This window comes from Bacillus kalamii, assembly GCF_047238185.1.
In the GTDB taxonomy this organism is placed as follows: Bacteria; Bacillota; Bacilli; order Bacillales; family DSM-1321; genus Bacillus_AD.
Map to the genome: position 1 here is coordinate 361,787 of NZ_JBDFMI010000006.1, position 19,886 is coordinate 381,672.

22 protein-coding genes are annotated in these 19,886 nt (G+C 41.9%); 11 read left to right on the top strand and 11 right to left on the bottom strand.

Annotation, left to right across the window (positions count from 1 at the left end):
- The first annotated feature begins 128 nt into the window (after positions 1-128).
- Complete coding sequence (locus ABC357_RS19460) at positions 129-314, top strand: 2-hydroxymuconate tautomerase (protein ID WP_412889256.1); 186 nt, start codon at positions 129-131, stop codon at positions 312-314.
- Positions 315-402: 88 nt separating this feature from the next.
- Here ABC357_RS19460 and ABC357_RS19465 read toward each other — a convergent pair whose 3' ends face one another.
- The 3 genes from ABC357_RS19465 to ABC357_RS19475 form a co-directional block, all read right to left on the bottom strand.
- Positions 403-912, bottom strand: coding sequence for a YwgA family protein (locus ABC357_RS19465; protein ID WP_412889257.1), 510 nt, complete (start codon positions 910-912; stop codon positions 403-405).
- A 126-nt stretch (positions 913-1,038) separates the two neighbouring features.
- Positions 1,039-2,340, bottom strand: a complete 1,302-nt coding sequence (locus ABC357_RS19470) for an HD domain-containing protein (protein WP_412889258.1) — start codon at positions 2,338-2,340, stop codon at positions 1,039-1,041.
- A gap of 218 nt (positions 2,341-2,558) precedes the next feature.
- On the bottom strand, positions 2,559-2,780 hold the full coding sequence (locus tag ABC357_RS19475) for a YuzB family protein (RefSeq protein WP_412889259.1): 222 nt from the start codon (positions 2,778-2,780) through the stop codon (positions 2,559-2,561).
- Positions 2,781-3,124: 344 nt separating this feature from the next.
- On the opposite strand from ABC357_RS19475, the gene ABC357_RS19480 reads away from it, so the two are divergent.
- On the top strand, positions 3,125-3,880 hold the full coding sequence (locus tag ABC357_RS19480; RefSeq protein WP_412889260.1) for an RsfA family transcriptional regulator: 756 nt from the start codon (positions 3,125-3,127) through the stop codon (positions 3,878-3,880).
- A gap of 107 nt (positions 3,881-3,987) precedes the next feature.
- Here the strand turns inward: ABC357_RS19480 and lipL are convergent, their stop codons facing one another.
- Together lipL and pta are read right to left on the bottom strand one after the other, a co-directional pair.
- Positions 3,988-4,821: an octanoyl-[GcvH]:protein N-octanoyltransferase gene (lipL, locus tag ABC357_RS19485; protein WP_412889261.1), complete on the bottom strand. Its 834-nt coding sequence runs from the start codon at positions 4,819-4,821 to the stop codon at positions 3,988-3,990.
- Positions 4,822-4,888: 67 nt separating this feature from the next.
- Positions 4,889-5,866 carry a phosphate acetyltransferase gene (pta, locus tag ABC357_RS19490; RefSeq protein ID WP_412889262.1) on the bottom strand — a complete coding sequence of 326 codons (978 nt, stop codon included), beginning with the start codon at positions 5,864-5,866 and terminating at the stop codon, positions 4,889-4,891.
- A 295-nt stretch (positions 5,867-6,161) separates the two neighbouring features.
- Between pta and hemQ the strand changes: the two genes are divergently transcribed.
- The 3 genes from hemQ to gerQ all read left to right on the top strand — a co-directional run bounded on the left by hemQ (position 6,162) and on the right by gerQ (position 8,282).
- Complete coding sequence (hemQ, locus tag ABC357_RS19495) at positions 6,162-6,905, top strand: hydrogen peroxide-dependent heme synthase (RefSeq protein ID WP_412889263.1); 744 nt, start codon at positions 6,162-6,164, stop codon at positions 6,903-6,905.
- Between the two features lie 187 nt (positions 6,906-7,092).
- Complete coding sequence (locus ABC357_RS19500) at positions 7,093-7,524, top strand: cell wall hydrolase (protein ID WP_412889264.1); 432 nt, start codon at positions 7,093-7,095, stop codon at positions 7,522-7,524.
- Between the two features lie 215 nt (positions 7,525-7,739).
- Complete coding sequence (gerQ, locus tag ABC357_RS19505; protein ID WP_412889265.1) at positions 7,740-8,282, top strand: spore coat protein GerQ; 543 nt, start codon at positions 7,740-7,742, stop codon at positions 8,280-8,282.
- An 85-nt stretch (positions 8,283-8,367) separates the two neighbouring features.
- Here gerQ and ABC357_RS19510 read toward each other — a convergent pair whose 3' ends face one another.
- The gene (locus ABC357_RS19510; RefSeq protein ID WP_412889266.1) at positions 8,368-8,739 is read right to left on the bottom strand and encodes a DUF423 domain-containing protein; all 372 of its coding nucleotides are present in this window, start codon (positions 8,737-8,739) and stop codon (positions 8,368-8,370) included.
- Between the two features lie 210 nt (positions 8,740-8,949).
- Here ABC357_RS19510 and ABC357_RS19515 point away from each other — a divergent pair, with 210 nt between their 5' ends.
- Entirely contained in the window at positions 8,950-9,546 is a 597-nt protein-coding gene (locus ABC357_RS19515; protein WP_412890080.1) for a Bax inhibitor-1/YccA family protein, read from the top strand.
- A 182-nt stretch (positions 9,547-9,728) separates the two neighbouring features.
- Here ABC357_RS19515 and ABC357_RS19520 read toward each other — a convergent pair whose 3' ends face one another.
- From ABC357_RS19520 to ABC357_RS19535, 4 genes are all read right to left on the bottom strand, one after another.
- On the bottom strand, positions 9,729-11,297 hold the full coding sequence (locus ABC357_RS19520; protein WP_412885811.1) for an IS1182 family transposase: 1,569 nt from the start codon (positions 11,295-11,297) through the stop codon (positions 9,729-9,731).
- A gap of 178 nt (positions 11,298-11,475) precedes the next feature.
- Positions 11,476-12,933: an IS1182 family transposase gene (locus ABC357_RS19525; protein WP_412889267.1), complete on the bottom strand. Its 1,458-nt coding sequence runs from the start codon at positions 12,931-12,933 to the stop codon at positions 11,476-11,478.
- Positions 12,934-13,108: 175 nt separating this feature from the next.
- The gene (locus tag ABC357_RS19530) at positions 13,109-13,387 is read right to left on the bottom strand and encodes a YwdI family protein (RefSeq protein ID WP_412889268.1); all 279 of its coding nucleotides are present in this window, start codon (positions 13,385-13,387) and stop codon (positions 13,109-13,111) included.
- 288 nt (positions 13,388-13,675) lie between these two features.
- Entirely contained in the window at positions 13,676-14,392 is a 717-nt protein-coding gene (locus ABC357_RS19535; RefSeq protein WP_412889269.1) for a uracil-DNA glycosylase, read from the bottom strand.
- A 161-nt stretch (positions 14,393-14,553) separates the two neighbouring features.
- On the opposite strand from ABC357_RS19535, the gene ABC357_RS19540 reads away from it, so the two are divergent.
- From ABC357_RS19540 to bshB2, 5 genes are all read left to right on the top strand, one after another.
- Positions 14,554-16,017, top strand: a complete 1,464-nt coding sequence (locus tag ABC357_RS19540) for a phospholipase D family protein (protein WP_412890081.1) — start codon at positions 14,554-14,556, stop codon at positions 16,015-16,017.
- Positions 16,018-16,167: 150 nt separating this feature from the next.
- On the top strand, positions 16,168-16,488 hold the full coding sequence (locus tag ABC357_RS19545) for a YflT domain-containing protein (RefSeq protein WP_412889270.1): 321 nt from the start codon (positions 16,168-16,170) through the stop codon (positions 16,486-16,488).
- Between the two features lie 268 nt (positions 16,489-16,756).
- Positions 16,757-17,575, top strand: coding sequence for a pyridoxine/pyridoxal/pyridoxamine kinase (gene pdxK, locus ABC357_RS19550; protein ID WP_412889271.1), 819 nt, complete (start codon positions 16,757-16,759; stop codon positions 17,573-17,575).
- A gap of 197 nt (positions 17,576-17,772) precedes the next feature.
- Positions 17,773-18,120 carry a YojF family protein gene (locus ABC357_RS19555; protein ID WP_412889272.1) on the top strand — a complete coding sequence of 116 codons (348 nt, stop codon included), beginning with the start codon at positions 17,773-17,775 and terminating at the stop codon, positions 18,118-18,120.
- A 30-nt stretch (positions 18,121-18,150) separates the two neighbouring features.
- A complete protein-coding gene (gene bshB2 / locus ABC357_RS19560) occupies positions 18,151-18,822 on the top strand; it encodes a bacillithiol biosynthesis deacetylase BshB2 (protein ID WP_412889273.1) in 672 nt (223 codons plus the stop codon).
- A 178-nt stretch (positions 18,823-19,000) separates the two neighbouring features.
- On the opposite strand, the gene ABC357_RS19565 is transcribed toward bshB2, so the two are convergent.
- Positions 19,001-19,867 (bottom strand): Cof-type HAD-IIB family hydrolase, encoded by an 867-nt coding sequence (locus ABC357_RS19565; protein WP_412889274.1) that lies wholly within the window; start codon positions 19,865-19,867, stop codon positions 19,001-19,003.
- Positions 19,868-19,886: the final 19 nt, after the last annotated feature.

Here is a 19,886-nt window from a genome sequence, read left to right on the forward strand (position 1 = left end):
AGTATAGCTTATTCTTCCCTAAAACGTTAATACCTTATTGGCTTTGCTCTCCGGAAAGCAAAAGCCGCTTGCAATTCTGCAAATCTTATGAAAAACTACTTACAGAACAGGAAAAGGAGTGCATACATATGCCTTATATTACAGTGAAAATGCTTGAAGGGCGCACAGAAGAACAAAAGAAAGCCCTAGTAGAAAAAGTTACAGAAGCGGTTTCAGAAACAGCCGGCGCACCCAAAGAAAACATCGTTGTTTTCATCGAAGAAATGACAAAAAACCACTACGCAGTTGCAGGAAAACGCCTAAGCGACCAATGACCAAGAAAAGCGGAAGCGGCTTGGTCAGGCCCGACCAGGTAAATCGGCGCTTGAAAAATGCGAGATAAAAGAAAAAGCTAAGTCCCGATCAGTGGGCCTTAGCTTTTTCTTTTAGAGAATCTATATATGCATACGCTTCGTCAATCTCGTCCAAAGTGTAATGCTGCTTGCTTTTTAGTGTGAATACCTTTTCAGCCACTTCATCTCTCGGCAATGTATCAAAAAATAAAACGGTTGACACGAGTTCAAGGAAACGCGCATTTTGCTTGTTCATATCCTGCAGGCAGCACTCCAGCTGGGGCATGTCCATTTTGTACATCTGCAAAAATTCCTGCCCGGCATCGGATAATGAATAGCAATATTGATGGTATCCGCCCTTCTTTTCCTTCATCTCTGTTAAATAACCGAGGTCGCACAATTCTTCAATGCGCAATGTCAGCTCCTCGGAATAAGGCCCATAAAAGTGGAACTCATACTTCTCATTAAATGGAAACGAAATTTTCTTCGCAATATAAATCATCTTCTGCAGCTTTTTCCGTCCGGCGATTTCACCCGCAGCCGATACGGCATGGATGATTTTGGCATGTTCATTAAACACGTTCATTCCCTCCTATGCTTCGCATAACCCACTTTTCTCCAGCCATAAGCGGATCTTTATTAGGCAACCTTAAAGGCATGCAAACAACCCCGTCGGCATGCCTTATTGCTTTATTCCTTGCTATTTTTACATTCCCAACAGGGATTTGATTTGCTTCTTAATCGTCTTTTTCGTGGTTTGGTCATTTAAGAAATCAGCAGGAAAATAGAGTTTATGGTCCGTTCTTCGCTTGCCGCTGATGGCATCGACTATTTCCGATTCTCTGGAAAGCTCTTTTATTTCTCCGTTATTCATCAGCAGATGGATTGGCAGCCGCTCTTCCTCTTCTCCCGGACGGTAAAAATCATAAGGCAGATCAGAGGAAGAATCGACTACAAGATAATAATTGGGATCAATGCCTGCCTTTTTAAACAGGGCCGTTAATTCAATCAGCATCGTCATTCCTTTTTGCGAAGGCTGGAATTCAATGTATTGGAAAAGCCGGCGGTTTACAAAACGGCTGCATAAATCACTCAGGATCGGGTCATCTTCATTTTCCCACTCCTGAAAATAGTACATCATTATGCTTTCATCCAGCTTCAGGTAATCCCGGACGGTAACGCGTTCCTCGAACAGCGATAAAAAATGGCGCGGTTGCTGCTTGAACGCATATTTCTTTTCGTACAATTCCTTTGCACGATGGAGAATTTTAATTAAAATTACTTCCGCGCTGCGTGAAACCGGGTGGAAATAAACCTGCCAGTACATTTGATAGCGGCTCATGATATAGTCCTCGACTGCGTGCATGCCGCTGCTTTTGATCACTACCTGGTCTTCTTTGGGCCTCATGACCCGCAACAGGCGCTCCATATCAAAATGCCCATAGCTGACCCCTGTGTAATAGGTGTCTCTTTGTAAATAATCCATACGGTCAGCGTCTATCTGGCTGGAAATCAGGCTGACCACCAATTTGTCATGATAAGTCTTTGCGATTACTTCCGCTACTTTCTTCGGAAAATCCGCCGATACTTTTATTAAAATTCTGTGCACTTCTGTATCCCCCAAAATAATTTCGCGGGTGAAGTTCTCATGGTCCAGGTTAAATACTTTTTCGAACGAATGGGAATAGGGACCGTGGCCTAAATCATGCAAAAGGGCTGCGCATAGAGATAGCAGCCTTTCTTCTCCATTCCATTCAGGCCGCCCTGCAAAAACGTCATCGATGACGCGGCGGACAATCTCATACACGCCAAGTGAATGATTGAAACGGCTATGCTCTGCTCCGTGGAACGTAAAGAAAGTGGTTCCCAACTGTTTTATTCTGCGCAATCTTTGAAATTCACGAGTTCCAATCAAATCCCAAATCACTCTATCTTTCACATGGATGTAGCGATGCACAGGATCTTTAAATACTTTTTCTTCGCTTAATTTCTCATTAGAATATGCCATAGTAACCTCTTCTTTTTATACTAGCGTGCTTTTCTTCTATTTTACCATTGATATAGCCATTGATGGCAAAGACAAAGGGAAAATATCTTCGCATGCCAAAGAAAAACGCGCTTCTACACTTTATATGAACGCAAAGGTATTGTTCTTTATGAACACTAAAAAATCACCTATGCTCCTTACTATATAGGTGATTTCTTTATCTATTCCACATATTCTCTTTATTTAATCTTAGCCTGAACTTTTTCGATCAACTCATCCTCCGTGGGAGCCGCAACCGGTCTGCTATTCACGAAGGCAAAAGATTTCTTCCTGCCGGGGCCGCAATAGGATTGGCAAGCGATATCGATTGTCGCTTCGGGATCCAATTTTTGCAGCTTAGGAACGAGCGTTTTAATATTCGTTGCTTGGCATTCGTCACAAATTCTAAATTCGTTAGCCATTCTACCATCCCTCTCTATTTAATGAACGCTGCCTTGTACGCAGCTGGCATAACCCTATATGCATATATAGCAAATCCAAAAAGCCGATCGCATAAAGCATGCTTTTGACTGTTTGAATGCACTTGACCAATGAAACACTAAGCGTATTTTACTCCACCTTTTAACCAAAGTCAAAGCAAGGCCAAATGCGCTTTTTTAAAGACTCTAGTGAACCTCTTTTTGCTAAACTACTATCCTTTTAAGTTGCATGTATAAAAATTTAGCAATCCGTACAGAATAGGATTAACAGAAATTCCCTGAATCCGGAAGCAGAGAAAATAGAGGAAAAAGAGAGGAAGAGAAAGATGAAAATTAGGCAAGATGCATGGACAGATGAGGATGATTTATTATTGGCAGAAACCGTATTGCGCCATGTGCGAGAAGGCAGTACACAGCTGAACGCCTTTGAGGAAGTGGGCGATAAGCTCAACAGGACATCCGCGGCATGCGGCTTCCGCTGGAATGCAGTCGTCCGCCATAATTATGAGAAGGCGCTGCAACTGGCGAAGAAGCAGCGGAAGCAACGGCACCGGTTATTAGGAAAAGAGCAAGGCGGGAAAAAGAAATTGTTATATTCCCCTCCTGTCCCTTCTTTAAATGAAGTCATGGGAGAACCAGAAGAAGCCCCCGCTTTTTCATTCCTGGATGAACAAGACAACGAACCTGTATGTGAGGAAGCCGAATTTACTACAGCCCTACAACAAACAGCCGATGCACCAGCAGCAGGATTCAACCGACTCGATGATGTAATCACTTTTTTGCAAACTATGAATAAACAAAGCTTGCATAACGAAGGCCTTGCTTCTGAAAACGAAAGATTGAAAGGCGAGCTGAAGGAAGCCAAGAATGAAATTTTCCGCTTTAAAAATATGGTGGAGGAACTGCAGCAAAAGGTTGCATCCATGGAAGAAAGCTCAGAAACCATCCAGGAAGATTATGAAACCATTATGAAAATTATGAATAGGGCCCGTAAGCTTGTCCTTCTGGAAGAGGAAACACCCCAGCATTCCACCAAATTCAAAATGGACCGAAACGGGAATTTGGAGAAAGTAGCAGAGTGAATGCCTGCCGATGGTCAGGATCCGATATGAAAAATAGATTTGGCAGCAACATATTATGTAAATAGTAAAACGCCCGCTTTTCAACAAGCGGGCGTTTTCTTAATTTATTATAAAAATTTATCGTTGCGTTCCTGCATTCTCAGCAAATAATTTTCATACAGCCCTGCCTCTTTATCAGACAAAGAGGAAGAGTATACGCCGCCGCTATGCTCTTGCAGATTTTTCAGCAATAGCAGAACGACATCCTGGACAGACAATTCGACGCCAAGCAGTTCACTGAGTGAAGCCATTACGCCAGGGACAATCGCCGGGTACGAAAATTTAGTCGTTTCATCCGCCAATGATAGGCGGTAAAAATCCTTGATCATCTCCGCCCGCTTCGATCCGCTTCCATTGACGCACAGATAGATCTGTACAGCTACCCCATTTCGTATGCGCCGCTGTGAAATGCCTGCAAATTTCTTGCCATCGATGCTTAAATCATAACTACCCGGACAATAGGAGCCGACAATTTCTTTCGCTTCAATGGCCGCATCGTATGCTTCAAACATAGATTTGATCAATTCAAACATCGTATCGTAACCGCGGTTGATATCGATCCTCTTATCTTGTTCCGTGAAAATCAAGGAAATGTTAAGCACACCGGTATCCAATACAACAGCAAGCCCCCCTGAATTCCGGACGATGGCATGGTAGCCTTTCCCTTCCAGAAAGGCTAATCCCTTTTCCAAATAGGGAAGTCTGCTATCCTGTATCCCCAAAACAACTGTATTATGATGGACCCACGTACGAGCAATCGCCGGAGATGCCCCCGAACCAGCCATATGGCATAATGTATCATCCATGGCAAACGATTGGAGCGCCGAAAAAGACGGACCCATCGTAGACTGGTCAATGAACCGCCATGAGTCCTGACGTAATAACGTATTTCCCTCGTTCATATGTTTCTTCCCACCTCTTCCATACCATTCAGTGCCTTAGTCATTTTGCGCTGAAGCGGGAAATGGATTATCTTTGTAACGCTTGCCCAGCTGTAATCAATGCCAATTTATAGACATCCTCTTCATTGCAGCCGCGCGATAGATCGTTGACCGGACGGTTCAACCCCTGAAGGATCGGTCCAACCGCTTCGAAATTACCCAATCTCTGTGCAATTTTGTATCCGATATTACCCGCTTCCAAGCTAGGGAATACAAATACATTCGCATCTCCTTGAATAGGGGAATCCGGCGCTTTTTGTGCTGCGACAGAAGGAACGAAAGCTGCATCAAATTGGAATTCTCCATCCACTGTCAATAGCGGGTCACGCAACTTAACTAAATTCACAGCTTCCGAAACCTTCTCTGTTTCTGGTGATTTAGCAGAACCTTTTGTAGAGAAACTCAGCATTGCCACTCTTGGTTCAATACTGAACATATTGGCCGTTTTAGCGCTTTCAACAGCTATTTCAGCCAAATCGTTGCTATCTGGTGCAATGTTGATTGCGCAATCGGCAAACACATATTTTTCTTCACCGCGTACCATAATGAACACGCCTGATGTTTTGCTGACTCCTTCTTTTGTTTTGATGATCTGCAGCGCCGGGCGAACCGTATCTGCTGTTGAATGAATTGCACCGCTTACCAGCCCGTCCGCTTTATTTACATAAACCAGCATTGTTCCGAAGTAATTGCCATCTTTCAGAATCACTCGCGCTTCATCTGCAGTCACTTTGCCTTTGCGTCGCTCAACAAAAGCTGCCACAAGTTCCTCCATCATGATGAAATTCTCAGGATCATAAATCTCTGCAGAAGCCAAAGACACACCCAATTCATCCGCCTTCGCTTCAATTTCAGCAATATTGCCGATTAGGATCGGTGTTAAAATTTTCTCAGCCGCTAATCTTCCCGCCGCTGCTAAAATGCGGGCATCCGCTCCTTCAGGGAAAACAATTTTAACATTTTGCCCTGTCACTTTTTCTTTCAATGCTGTAAATAAATCACTCACTATAAAGTCCTCCTTCATTTCTATACGTATTAGCATACTCTGTCTAAACGGAAATTTCTATGCATCTCAGCGAAAAAAAGGCTATTTACGATGTTAAGTTAATTCAGAAAATTACCTATTGACCAACTTTTCGTTTCCTTTTTCTTTACCTGAATTGTCCTATATAAAACATAGAATATTATTTGATAATTTTAACAATTGTATGTCGTTGAGCCTCACGCGGCTCTTTTCAATAGCTCCTATGGTATAGTAGTGAGGAAAAAGAAGGTAACCATACCATAGGAGTGATAAACGAATGAGTGAAGCTGCAAAGACGCTTGACGGATGGTACTGCCTGCACGACTTCAGAAGCATTGATTGGACAATATGGAAAATGCTGTCCAGCGACGAACGCCAGGCTGCCATTACTGAATTTTTATCATTGATTGAAAAATGGAAGACAACTGAAACCGAAAAAGCGGGCAGCCATGCCCTTTACACAATTGTTGGCCAAAAAGCTGATTTTATGATGATGATCCTTCGTCCTACTATGGAAGAATTGAATGAAATCGAAACTGAATTCAATAAATCGAAACTTGCTGAATACACCATTCCTGCCTACTCATATGTATCTGTCGTGGAATTGAGCAACTACCTGCCTTCAGATGAAGATCCTTACCAAAATCCTCACGTGTTGGCACGGTTATACCCTGTTCTGCCGAAGGCGAAGTATGTGTGCTTCTACCCGATGGACAAGCGCCGACAAGGCGAGGATAACTGGTATATGCTTCCGATGGACGAGCGGCGCGCCATGATGCGTTCACATGGAATGATTGGACGGCAATATGCAGGAAAGGTCAAACAAATTATCACCGGGTCAGTTGGATTTGATGACTATGAATGGGGAGTAACCCTTTTCTCCGATGATGTCCTTCAATTCAAAAAATTGGTTTACGAAATGCGTTTCGATGAAGTAAGTGCGCGTTACGGCGAATTTGGCGGCTTCTACGTCGGAAATCTTCTAACGGAAGATAAAGTGGCATCCTACCTGCACGTATAAGAACGGATGTACAACAACTCTATAATGAAGAAGACAATGCAAGGAAGGGACTGCCCCCTCCCTTGCATTTTTTATGTCATATAAAGCCCTCCCCTGCATACATATGAAACAGTAAGGATTCCTTTTGCATGGAAGAGAAGATTAAATGGATATCCCAACTAGACCCAACAGACGATGAGGTGAACAAATGGGTGTCATTTCTTATAACGAAGAAGATGTAAAGCTGCTGGCGCGCCTCATGAGGGCAGAGGCCGAGGGTGAAGGCGAGCTGGGAATGCTCATGGTCGGCAACGTGGGCGTGAATCGGATCCGAGCCAATTGCCTCGATTTTAAAAACATCACCAATATGAACCAAATGGTTTTTCAAAATCCGGGCGGTTTCGAAGCTACCCAAAAAGGCTACTTTTATCAACGGGCCAGAGAAAAAGACATTGAATTGGCCCGCAAAGCGATCAAGGGAAACAGGTATCACCCTGCCTCGTATTCATTATGGTTTTTCCGGCCGGAAGGCGATTGCCCCCCAACCTGGTATGACCAGGCGAACGCAGGAAGATATAAATCGCATTGCTTCTTCGAACCGAACGGAGACGACTGTCCAGGCGTCTACCAAACGTTCTGATGCTGAGCTGTTTTCAGCCATGTTCATGCTAAACGCACATGCATGGCTGAACCTTTTTGGCGCAAAAAAGAGCATTGCATCTACAGAGGGATGTACGGAATTCCACATATGTTTTAACAGCTCCGGTTACCCATCATAACCGGCATACATTCTTTGGCAACTCAGCGGAAATGCATTAAAGCAGAATCTAATGAAGAATATGGAGGTTAGAAAGCATGAATCAATCTGGTTCGAACTCATATGGCAATTACGGCTATACTGCCCCACAGCAGCAACGGCAACCCCAACAGCAAACGCCTTACTATAATGGAATGCCAGGCGCCCAACAGCAGCCAATGTACCAGCAACAGGCCCCGATGCAGCCTCAGCAACAACAGCAGCCCAATTACCAAGGAGGGCCACTGGCTCCATCAGGTGCCTTGTTAGTGCCGACACAAAGTGCTCCCACAACTGGCGTACAGGTTCCCGGCATGCTTCCAATTGAACAATCCTATATCGAAAACATTCTTCGCCTGAATAAAGGAAAACTGGCCACCGTCTATATGACATTCGAAAATAACAATGAATGGAATGCCAAAATCTTCAAAGGCATTATTGAAGCGGCAGGCCGGGACCACATTATTTTAAGCGACCCCCAGACCGGCATCCGCTATGTCCTACTGATGGTCTATCTGGATTACATTACATTCGATGAAGAAATTGAATATGACTATCCTTTTAACGGCGTTAGTCCTATGAGTACTTATTCCCCCCGCTAATCAAAGAAAAGCCGGATTATTAAGCTCATATCATCTGAAATAAGAAAAGTCCACTTCGCCAGGGCAGCGGAGCGGACTTTTCTTGTTACATATGTTTATAAACAGCGATAATCAATAAAATCCATGCCACAATAAAGCCAACGCCGCCGATAGGCGTAATGGCTCCGAGCATTTTAATCTGAGTGACACTCAGGATATAAAGACTTCCAGAGAAAAGGATTGTACCGATGAACATGAGCCAGCCTGACCAATTGAATAATGGCTTCATCCCATATTTGCCTGCGAGCATGCCGACAATCAACAATCCGATTGAATGGAACATTTGATAATTCACAGCTTTTTCCCATGTAATCAAATATTTCGCCGGGATCTTACCGTCCAGGATGTGGGCACCGAAAGCGCCCAACGCAACAGACAGCGCAGCATATGCAGCGCCGAATACAATGAATAATTTCATAGTCCCCCTACTTTCACTGATTATAATCCATTTTATTTTCTAAAAATAATGTATTTTGGTACATTTATATTTAAACATATGTAATGGGCAAATAACAGTATGTTGACCAGCTTGCCCCATTGACCTTTCTGGTTCGGTAAACATAAAAGGAGCTCGATTGAAATGAACGAAAACATATATGCCAATGCCCGCCCTCTTTTTCAAAAAGTCATGGCTGCCTTCATTGCCTCTCTACTGATTGCCACTATAGGCCTTTATGCCGGCCAATTCGTTCCACCCGCTTTCATGGTCCCGTTATCTATTGCCGAACTCATCATGATTATCGCGGCATTTTGGTTGAGAAGAAAAAAAGCGGTAGGCTATCTATTCCTATTTGCCTTCACATTCATTTCTGGCATAACCATTTTTCCGGTTGTTTCCTATTACGGTTCACAAGCCGGTGCAGAAGTCATTTTAATGGCCTTAGGAACCACATTCATCATTTTTGCGGTAATGGGCATCCTGGGAACTATAATGAAAACAGATGTATCGTTCCTAGGTTCTTTTTTACTTATTGCCCTTTTGGGAATCGTCATTGTCTGGGTCTTGAATCTATTCATGCCGCTTAATTCGGCAAATCTCCTTATCATTTCCGGCATAAGCGCCATTGTGTTCTCTCTGTATATTTTATTTGATTTTAACCAAATGAAGCATCGTGGGATATCAGAGGAAATGATTCCTCTGCTCGCTTTGAATTTATACTTGGATTTCATCAACCTGTTTACTAACCTGCTTCGCATGTTGGGGATTCTAGAAAATGATGATTAATCGTAACGTGCAAAAAATAAAAAAGACTCCCAAATACGTATCGAGGGCACTGAAAAACTTACGTTTTTAATATCGTAATGTTCTTCAAAATGAAAGAGGCTGGGACAAAACTAGTCAGATAATAAAAAAAGTGAAATTGAGTGCGCTCAATTTCACTTTTTTCTATTTTTCTCTCTTCATCCTTATTGGTTGACCGCGAATTTTCGTAAATTCACGGCCATTAATGCCAAGCCCATTTCATTTTCAACTTTCGCATTTCCTCGAACCGAAAATCGAGTGAAATGCAAATTAGCTTTCAAGAATCCAAAAAATGGTTCCACATCCGTTTTTCTTTGACGATAAATGGAACTCGTTTTCTCATCTGAAAGCTTCGCTCTCACATATTCTTTTTGTTGTTCCCACTTCTCATTCACCATTAATATTCGATGATTCCCTTCTTTTGCTTTTGTACACGATGAACGAAATGGGCATCCCGAACAGTTTTCACACTTATAAATCTTAAATTCACGTGTAAAACCTGACTTATCTGTTCGCACAGAAGTAGATTTAAATACAAGATGTTGTTGATTTGGACAAGTGTAAGCGTCCTTTTCTTCGTCGTAATGCCAGTTTGCTGAATTGAATTCGTTTTGTTTGTACGTTTTCTTTTTTTCTTTCACATACATTCCATAGGTAATTAAGGCTTCTCGTTTTCGATTAGAAAGGATGTCATCGTAATTCTGTTCACTTCCATATCCTGCATCAGCGACGATGTGCTTTGGCAATTCAAAATAATGTTGCTCGATTTGGTCTAAGAATGGAATTAATGTACGTGTATCCGTTGGATTTGAAAATAGGCTATAGGCAAGCGCATATTGACCTTCTGTTGCGACTTGTAGATTATAACCAGCTTTCAATTGACCGTTCTTCATATAATCATCTTTCATTCGCATAAATGTCGCATCAGGATCTGTCTTCGAATAACTATTTCGCGTGCCGAAGGTTTCGAAGTCTCGTTGATATTTCTGTTTCCGCACAATGAAATCAATGATTTGTTTACGTGCTTGTTTTGGGAATTTTCGTTTGCTTCTAAACATTTTTCGTTCCGTCATGTCCGATGACTCTTCAATTTTTTTGTCATATTCGGTAATGACTTCATCTACTTTTTGCACTACCTGAGCGAGTTCCTCAAGTGATAATTGTTCTTCATTTTCCTGTTCGATTTTAGGCATGATTTCTTTTTCAAGTAGTTCCTTGTAGAGTTGATTCGACTTTTCAATTAATCCTTGATGATAGTTCTCGATGGATTTCTTCCACACGAATGTAAATTTATTCGCATTCGCTTCAATCTTCGTACCATCAATAAAGATCGCTTCTTGATCAATAATATTTTCTTGCACGAGCTGGCAACGGAACTGAACAAAACATTGGCGGATTAATTCCTTTACTTCAGGGTGAACCCGGAAACGGTTGATGGTGCGATAGCTTGGTTCATATCCTTGCGCTAGCCACATCATACGGATACTGTCCTTTAAAAGGGCTTCTATTTTCCGGCCTGAAAAGACCGATTGTGTATAAGCGCATAGAATGATTTTCAACATCATACGTGGATGATAGGCAGGACAACCTTCATGTCGAAGAAATGGTTCTAGCGCTTCATGAGGGATACTTTCAACTAAGTGGTGTACGTGGAAGGCGATATCATTCTTTTGTAATCTTACTTCTAAATCTAAAGGCAAAACGAGTTGATTCATGTTATAATCTTTAAACATAAGGACCCTTCTTTCAGATAATTTTTGGTATGTGGTGTACTCTAATTTTATCAGAAGTGGTCCTTATATTATTGTAAAAACAATCAAAGCCAGTGAAAATCTACTCATCGTAGAATTTCACTGGCTTTTTCATTTCAGAAGAGGGTTTTGTCCCAGCCTCTTTTTTGTCTATTCCTTCCTATTTTTCATTTAGTAATTTCAGTATTCGTTTTAAGTTCACCGCAAATATCGCCGTAGCCCCTTGAATTTCCATCCCAAAGAGACCCGTTGACGATGCCGTATCGTATCCGTGTCCATTTTTTAACTCACTATTTTTCGCTTCTACTTTATACCGTTCTTTTGCTAAACGGCTAAATTCTTCTGTTTGTTGAAAAGCGAGTTGCTCTTTATGGGTGTCGGATTTTAAACTGACCGAATACGTTTTACTTTTCGCTCCCTCCTTGTAACAGCCATCACTTATTGGACAGACTTTACATTTCTCAATATCAAAATAGTGTGTCTCTATTTGATTTTTATTTTGGCCTTTCTTTCCTGTACGCGCTTTTCGAGTAGCCATGTGTCCAGCTTTACAGATAAATAAGCCTGCATCCTTGTTATAGTCAAACTTATCTTCGTCTTTACGGGCACCATCTGATATAGCTGGATTCAGCCTAGCGACAAGGGAGATGTCTTCCTTTTTGGTGTACTCAATATTTCCTTTTTCTGAATAAGCTGTATCACCAATAACCGTATCTATTTTCATTCCTGTTTGTTTACTTTTCTCAATCAACTCTTGTAGGTACTTGCCATCGCTTTTTTCACCCGTGGTAATGATCGCTGCTGTAATCAGGCGTTCATCGTTCATCGCAATATGTGTTTTATAGCCGAAGAAAGAAGAATCGGCTGATTTATGGCCTTTTCGTGCCTCTGTATCATGTGAATATTGGAGATGCTCCTGATAATCACTGACCACTTCTTTTAACATATTCAGGCGTTCTTTCACTGCTGGGACTTCTGCGACTTGCGGTTCCTGTTCAATGACTGAAATAACGTTCTGACAGTAGGCTAGTTCCTCTTTTACTTCATTGGAAGTGGTTTTCGCAGGGAACTTTTCCTTCATGGATTCATCTACTTTGTAGACGGCTTTCCGAACATTTTTTGATTTTTCTTTCAGAAATTCTGTTGGTGATTTTTGATTATATCGGGCTTTCGTATGCGTGGCGTCCACAATAATGGTGTTACTCTTAATGATCTTCTTTTCCAGTGCGATTTCAACCGTTTTCCCGATAAGCATGTCTAATAAGTCCACATCTTTTAAACGAAGTCGACGAAATTTAGTCAATGAACTAGAATCAATAACATTGTCTTCTGGTGCCATATCTAAAAAATATTTAAAAGACATGTCATATTTTGAGCGTTCCACTAAGTCTACATCTGACATATCGTAAATGGCCTTCAATAAGAGGTACTTAAACATACGAATGGGAGAGATGGCATTACGTCCATTATCCAAACAATATTTTGTTTTTAATTCCTCTAAAACAAATGAAAAATCCACCATTTCATTGATTTGACGAAGCATATGATCTTTCGGCACCACGATATCATAAATGGCCATAAAAGGGCTTAAAGGAAGGGTTTCTTGATTTGAAATCATTGGGACACCACCTGACTATTAGTCCTTTTAGTATAAATGAAAAAAGCGAGGGATTCGATGATAAAATCATCGAATCCCTCGCAAAGAACTACTATATGGACTTTTTCAGTGCCCTAATACGTATCCGGGAATCTTTTTTATTTGGCTTTTTCTCTTAGAGAGCAGCCTCTTACTTTTAAAAATCCAAAAGAGAAGAACCATTGGCATCATCAATAGACAATGGTTTGCTTATGATCGTTTCCGTGGAAGGCATTTGTTGCGAGTGCTGCTGTGCAGGCATAGCCTGTTTATCAACGTTTATGCGTTTTGGAGGCTGTTCATCTTCCGCAATCAGTTCACATAACGTTTTAATGCCAAGTACGTAAGCTTGTTGCTTTTCTTGTGTTGCCGCAGATTTAGCTTTATCAAGCAAATCCTCCATTTTGGCCAAAATTTTCTCTGATGAAATTTCCATGCTTTTCACCTCAGTCTTTATCGTGTTTCCATTCTATCACAAATTCCCTCCCGATCACTTCAAGCTATACTTCATACAATGCTGGCCGGAAGAACGCTGGACAACCATGGATGGCATTTGTTTTGTCTTAAACCCAAAAGCCTTGCATCCTCTTGGCGCAGCCGGGTCCCAGGTAACGAAAAAATACAAACATTTTAAACAATTGGGCTTTTTATCATTCATCTATCGATTCCTCCGCAGCTTTTGTCGCAATAGCATGTTTCACGTGGAACGGTGGCATTTTCCGCTTCAACAAACCCAATCGATTATACCTTTCGTTTGTTCGAATCCGGAAAATTTCAAAAAATCATCTTCATAGGCAGAACTGCACATCATGGGATGGCGGCTTTCAATGAACACTCCTTTTTCAATAAAAGCCTTATTCCCCTGTGCTTCTCTCCCCCATAAAAACCAGATAATATCCGGATTCCTATGCGATATATAAGACAAAACACATTTTGAAAAATGCTCCCAGATCCGCTTATGGCTATTTGGCTTGCCATATTTGCATGTGAAGGATGTATTAAGGAACAACACCCCCTGCTGCTCCAGCAGGCTGAACCACTTATCCGGAGCACTAATTTGAAAATGCCCGCTTACCATCTCTTCTTTAATATCCTTAAAGCTTTTAATATCTTGATAGTTTTTTATCCCTCTTTCATTCTTATGCAATAAGCGGATAATATTTTTCAGTGACACTTGCCGGAAGGATGAAGCCCAGCTATTCAGCCCCCCTACCTCGAATGCCCTCCCTGTCGCCACTCCTTTAGCTGGATATACGTCTTGCCCGAGCCAGATGACCTTCACTTGATCCAAATCCACCTGGAGAAACCGCAGTATCAGATTCGGATCAGTCGGGTTATAGTCCGACCCGATGGCTCCCTCTATTCGTTCCAGCTCTGTTCGTATATCATCCGTTAAAAACGGTTCCCATGAAGGGTGAATATGTGCCGGTAAAATCTTCATGTCATTCCCTCTTTATCGTCATTTGCTTTTTGTCCAATTGTATCCTATAGCACTTTTAAACTCTATTATTTCAATTTTTTTCTTTTTGCTTCTAAAAATGTATGATGGGCTGGTTTGCCCGATCTCTATTTTTGGATAAAGAACAAAAAATGAATGAAGAGGTGCTGGACTTGAAGAACAAGAAGAAAAAATGGTTTAGGAAAAAGTGGGTTTATGTACTGCTCACGCTTATTATTATCCTTAATATTGTCATGATTTATGAAACCCATAAACCTATGCCAAAAGGAACCGATTATGAGGGGCCTCTGCATTCAGTCGAACATGCAGAATTTCTATACGATCTTACCTATGAGAATAAGCAGGGAAAAGAACAAAACGATCAGCAAATTTTCCCGGCTGTCTATAAAGCCATTGAACAAGCGCAAGAATTTATCGTGATTGATATGTTTTTGTTTAATCACTATTATGACGGAAATGTTACGTATCCCCCATTGAGCGGAAAACTGACAGAGGCTTTGCTTGCCAAAAAGAAAGAAAACCCTGATATGCCGATCATTTTCATCAGTGATGAAGTCAATACGACCTATAACGGGCATCGTTCCGAGGAGCTGGATACATTAAAGAAACATGGCATAGATGTCATTATGACGGATCTGGATAAGCTCCGCGATCCAAATTGGCTTTATTCGAGTACTTGGAGAACCTTTTTCCAATGGTTTGGGCAGTCAGGTACAGGGTGGATCCGCAATCCGATGGCAAAAGAGGCGCCAAAGGTAAATGTGCGCTCCTATTTAAAGCTGGCCAATATCAAAGCCAATCATAGAAAGGTGGCCGCAACGGAAAAAACCGCCATTCTTACATCCGCCAATCCCCACGATGCCAGCGGATTCAATTCAAACATCGGTTTCCAGGTCAGCGGAAATATAACGAATGACATTCTCTCAACAGAAAAAGCTGTCGGTTCCTTTTCTGGATCCTCTGTTCCCTTTCCTGAACCGGAAAAGAAGGCATCTGTATCTATTAAAAACGGGCCAATCCAAGCCCAGCTTTTAACGGAACGAAAGGTGAAGAAACATGCCGTATCCGATATCCATTCCACCAAAAAAGGGGATAGTATCTGGATCGCCATGTTCTATCTGGCTGAACGCGATATCATTGCCGAATTAAAAGCGGCTGCCGAAAGAGGCGTTCAAATTAAACTAATTCTCGATCCTAATAAAAACGCATTCGGAAGCAAAAAAATCGGCATGCCCAATTTGCCTGTGGCTTCCGAACTCCATAATCTGGGCAAGAATAAGATCAGCATTCGCTGGTACAAGACGCAAAATGAGCAATTCCATTCAAAGCTGCTCTATATACGCAAAGATCAAAAAAGCATCGTAAACGGCGGTTCCAGCAACTATACGAGAAGAAATCTTGATAACTACAATCTTGAGTCCAATATGCGTTTTATTGCGGATAATGATACACCGTTCGTACAACAGGTAGACCGCTATTTTCAAACACTTTGGGAAAATGACGGAGGCACCTATACAGTCGGGTACGATTATTATCAGGATACGATACCAGTTATCAAATATATCGGATACGCCCTTCAAAAAGCATTAAGGTTAGAAACATTTTGATTCATTAAATGAAAACGAGTTTCTCTTATTTTCATGTTTGATAGCCGGATAAGGCGGATATATATATACCATGAACGCAAGCTTGCTAGAACATATACATCAAAAAAAGAACAATCTATTACAATAAAAAAATCTAGGAGGAATGTTTGTATGTATAAAGTAGAAGTAGTTGAAAATGGAGTACAAGCCAAGGAAAAAATCGAAGCGTTGAATGCATCAGGATATACAAAGGATGATATTTATATCTTTGCCCATGACAAAGACCGTTCAAAACATTTAACAGAAAACACAGATACAGAAGATGTCGGCATGAAAGAACAAGGAATGATGGATACACTTGGAAACATGTTCCGTTCACGCGGTGACGAATTACGCTCTAAAATGCAAAATCTCGGTTTAACAGCTGATGAAGCCGCTAAATGCGAAGAAGAATTAGATTATGGCAAAGTCGTTGTCGTAGCTGCCAAATAAGTTTTCATCTATTGGGATGAATCTTGCCGAATACCCCCTCAAATCCTTTGGTTTGAGGGGGTATTTACGTTATAGTTAAAGAGTGATTCCCCCAAATGCGTCCCGTTTTACAGAGGGTGCATAAGCAAATTAACATCTTGTAAAAATACAATAGAGTATTATAATTTAATAAAAGATTATACTGTTTGACAATTTTGTGGACAATCGTTAATCCCATAGCGGAAAACGCCCTTCACATCACTTTATCATGCAATAGGAGGATATACATATGACTATGAAAAAAGCTCTAACAATTGCCGGATCGGATTCTAGCGGCGGCGCTGGCATGCAAGCTGATTTAAAAACATTCCAGGAATTAGGCGTTTATGGGATGACAGCCCTTACGACCATTGTTGCCATGGATCCTAAGGACCATTGGAAGCATCAAGTGTTCCCTATTCATATTGATACGCTGGAAGCTCAGTTGAATACAATTCTTTCTGTCGGAGTGGATGCTCTTAAAACAGGCATGCTGGGCTCTGTTGAAATCATTGAGATGGCTGCCAAAAAAATCAAAGAAAATAACTTGCAGAACGTTGTCATTGATCCTGTAATGGTGTGCAAGGGCGAGGACGAGGCATTGTTCCCTGAACATACAACAGCCTATCAGCAATCGCTGCTTCCTCTTGCCACAGTCACTACGCCTAATTTATTCGAGGCATCCCAACTTGCTGGCATGAAGGCCATTACAACTGTCGATGAAATGAAAGAAGCTGCTGAAAAAATCCATGCTCTCGGCGTCAAATATGTCATCATTAAAGGCGGCAGCAAGCTAAAAGGCACAGAAAAAGCCATCGATCTGCTATTTGACGGAAAAGAACATAAGATCATCGAAAATGACTTGATCGATACCCCTTATACTCATGGTGCCGGCTGTACATTTGCCGCTGCCATCACTGCTGAATTGGCATTGGGCAAAAGTGTTGAGGAAGCGATTGAGGTTGCCAAAGACTTCGTAACAGAGGCCATCAGACATTCATGGAAATTGAATGAATATGTCGGCCCTACGATGCATGGCGCATATAAGCTATACGGAAAACAATCATAAGAGATGGTATAAAAGGCCTCCGGCTGGTTCGCGGGCCTTTTTTCTTTGCCGTTACCATTACGCTTATCCGTAAAACAATTTTATTTTATGGAGTTTATCCTTTCGCAATCTGCGCTGTCTTTTAGTAAGATAATGAATAAAGCTATCAAATCGGCATAATCCAACTGATTTGCCCAAAAAAGGAGGAGTTATTTTATATGAAGCCAATTGAACCATCTGCTGTACAAAAAGCCATTGACTCTTTCCAGCAGGAACCTGTTTATATACATTTAGAAACAACAAATGGAGCATATGCCTCTCATTTCGGCGGCGGGGCTTATTCTGCCGGCGCTTATATCCGAAATGCCCAAGTGGAATATGAGCATGGAAAAATACAAGGTGAAGGCCCCTACAGAGTCGGCTTAAAACTATCCATCGGCTGGGTTTACGCAGAAGGTCTTACCCATTTCGAAATAGACAGCCAAAACCGCCTGCTGCTCGCCGGGCTTGATGGCGACGGAAAACTGGCAGTAGCATTGGAAATAAGCACCACACCGTTTAATTAAATCCGTAAAACAGGAAAGGAGATTGTTATCTTGAAGCAGGAAAGCCATGTACTAGTCGTATTCCCTCATCCGGATGATGAAGCTTTTGGTGTATCTGGCACTATCGCTACCCATACCCGCAGAGGAACCCCTGTCACATATATGTGTCTAACGTTGGGCGAAATGGGACGGAATTTGGGAAATCCGCCATTCGCTACTCGTGAATCATTGCCGCTCATCCGAAAAAAAGAATTAAAGGAAGCAGCTAAGGTGATGGGAATCACTGATCTCCGAATGATGGGGGTCCGTGACAAAACAGTTGAATTTGAAAGTGAAGAATATTTGGTCAACATGATTTCTTCCGCCATTAACGAATTGAATCCCTCACTTGTCATCTCTTTCTATCCAGGCTACAGTGTCCATCCCGACCATGAAGCGACCGGAAGAGCCGTAGTGGCTGCACTGGGCAGAATGGATAAAGAGAAGCGCCCTGCCTTTCATGCTGTGGCTTTCGCACATAACTCTGTTGAAGAGCTTGGCGAGCCGGATATCATCCATAACGTAAGTGAATTGCAGGATGTGAAAATCGCCGCCATTAAAGCGCATAGTTCCCAAACACAGCTTATGACCGCTGAATGGGAAGAACAAATCATGAAAAAAGACCCTGCATTGCTCAAAAGGCTTCAAATCGAAAACTTTTGGACATATAAATGGGACGAATAATTTTTCTTGTCTGACTGTATAAAAATAGCTGGGCGGGGATATACTTTTTATATGTTGAACTTTCCAAAGTATCCCCCCCTTTTTGGAACCGCCATATTTGGCGGTTTTTTTATGTTTATAGCACAACAAACAGGCAGTGTCCGGATGGAACACTGCCTGCCACTTCAATCTATATTCTTTATTGCTTATCTGATAAAGCCTTCAGAATAGCATGGGCCACTCCGTCCTTATCATTTGTAAGTGTGACTTCATTACAAAGGTCCTTTATTTCCTGTACTGCATTGCCCATAGCAACTGCTGTGCCTGCCTTTTTAAACATGGACACATCATTGAAGCTATCTCCGATCGCCATTGTTTCTGCCAGCGAGATGTTTCGCTCTGCAACGAACTTTTCAAGAGCAATTCCCTTTTGCGCATCGAGGCTTGTAATTTCAAGGTTTTCCCTGCCTGATGAGCTGACAGCAAGTGTCGTATTTTCTTTTAGTTGCCCGGCACATTTCCCGAGCAAATCAAGCTCACTTGAAAAAGCCAGGATTTTATAAATTTCAACGTCTTCTCTTTCGAACAATTCCTGATAGCTGTCCACAGCATGGATATAACCAGATTCAAATCTTTCAGTCGCCTTCATCGCAACAAACGCCGGATCAAGGTCCGGAAAGGCTGAGACCATAATATCCACTATCGTTGCCACTGATTGTCCCTTGCTTTTTGAATACGTTCCGTCATTAGTGAATAATTCATAAAAGATGCCGGCGTCATCCAAAAGGGCAGCTGCATATTTTACATCTTCCTGTTTCATCGGATTGGAGGATACGACATTCCCATCTTCTCCCCAGATGACTGCACCGTTTATAGAAATAACCGGGCAATTCAGGTTTGCATCGTTCAGCACATGGCGCGCCTCCACATAGGAACGCCCCGTTGCAATAACGACCTCTACTCCCATTTCCTGTGCCTTTTCAATCGCTTCCTTATTGGCTTGGCTGATTTTATCTTCCTTATTTAATAATGTTCCATCCATATCGCTTGCAATACATTTAATCAATCAGAGCACTTCCTTTTCT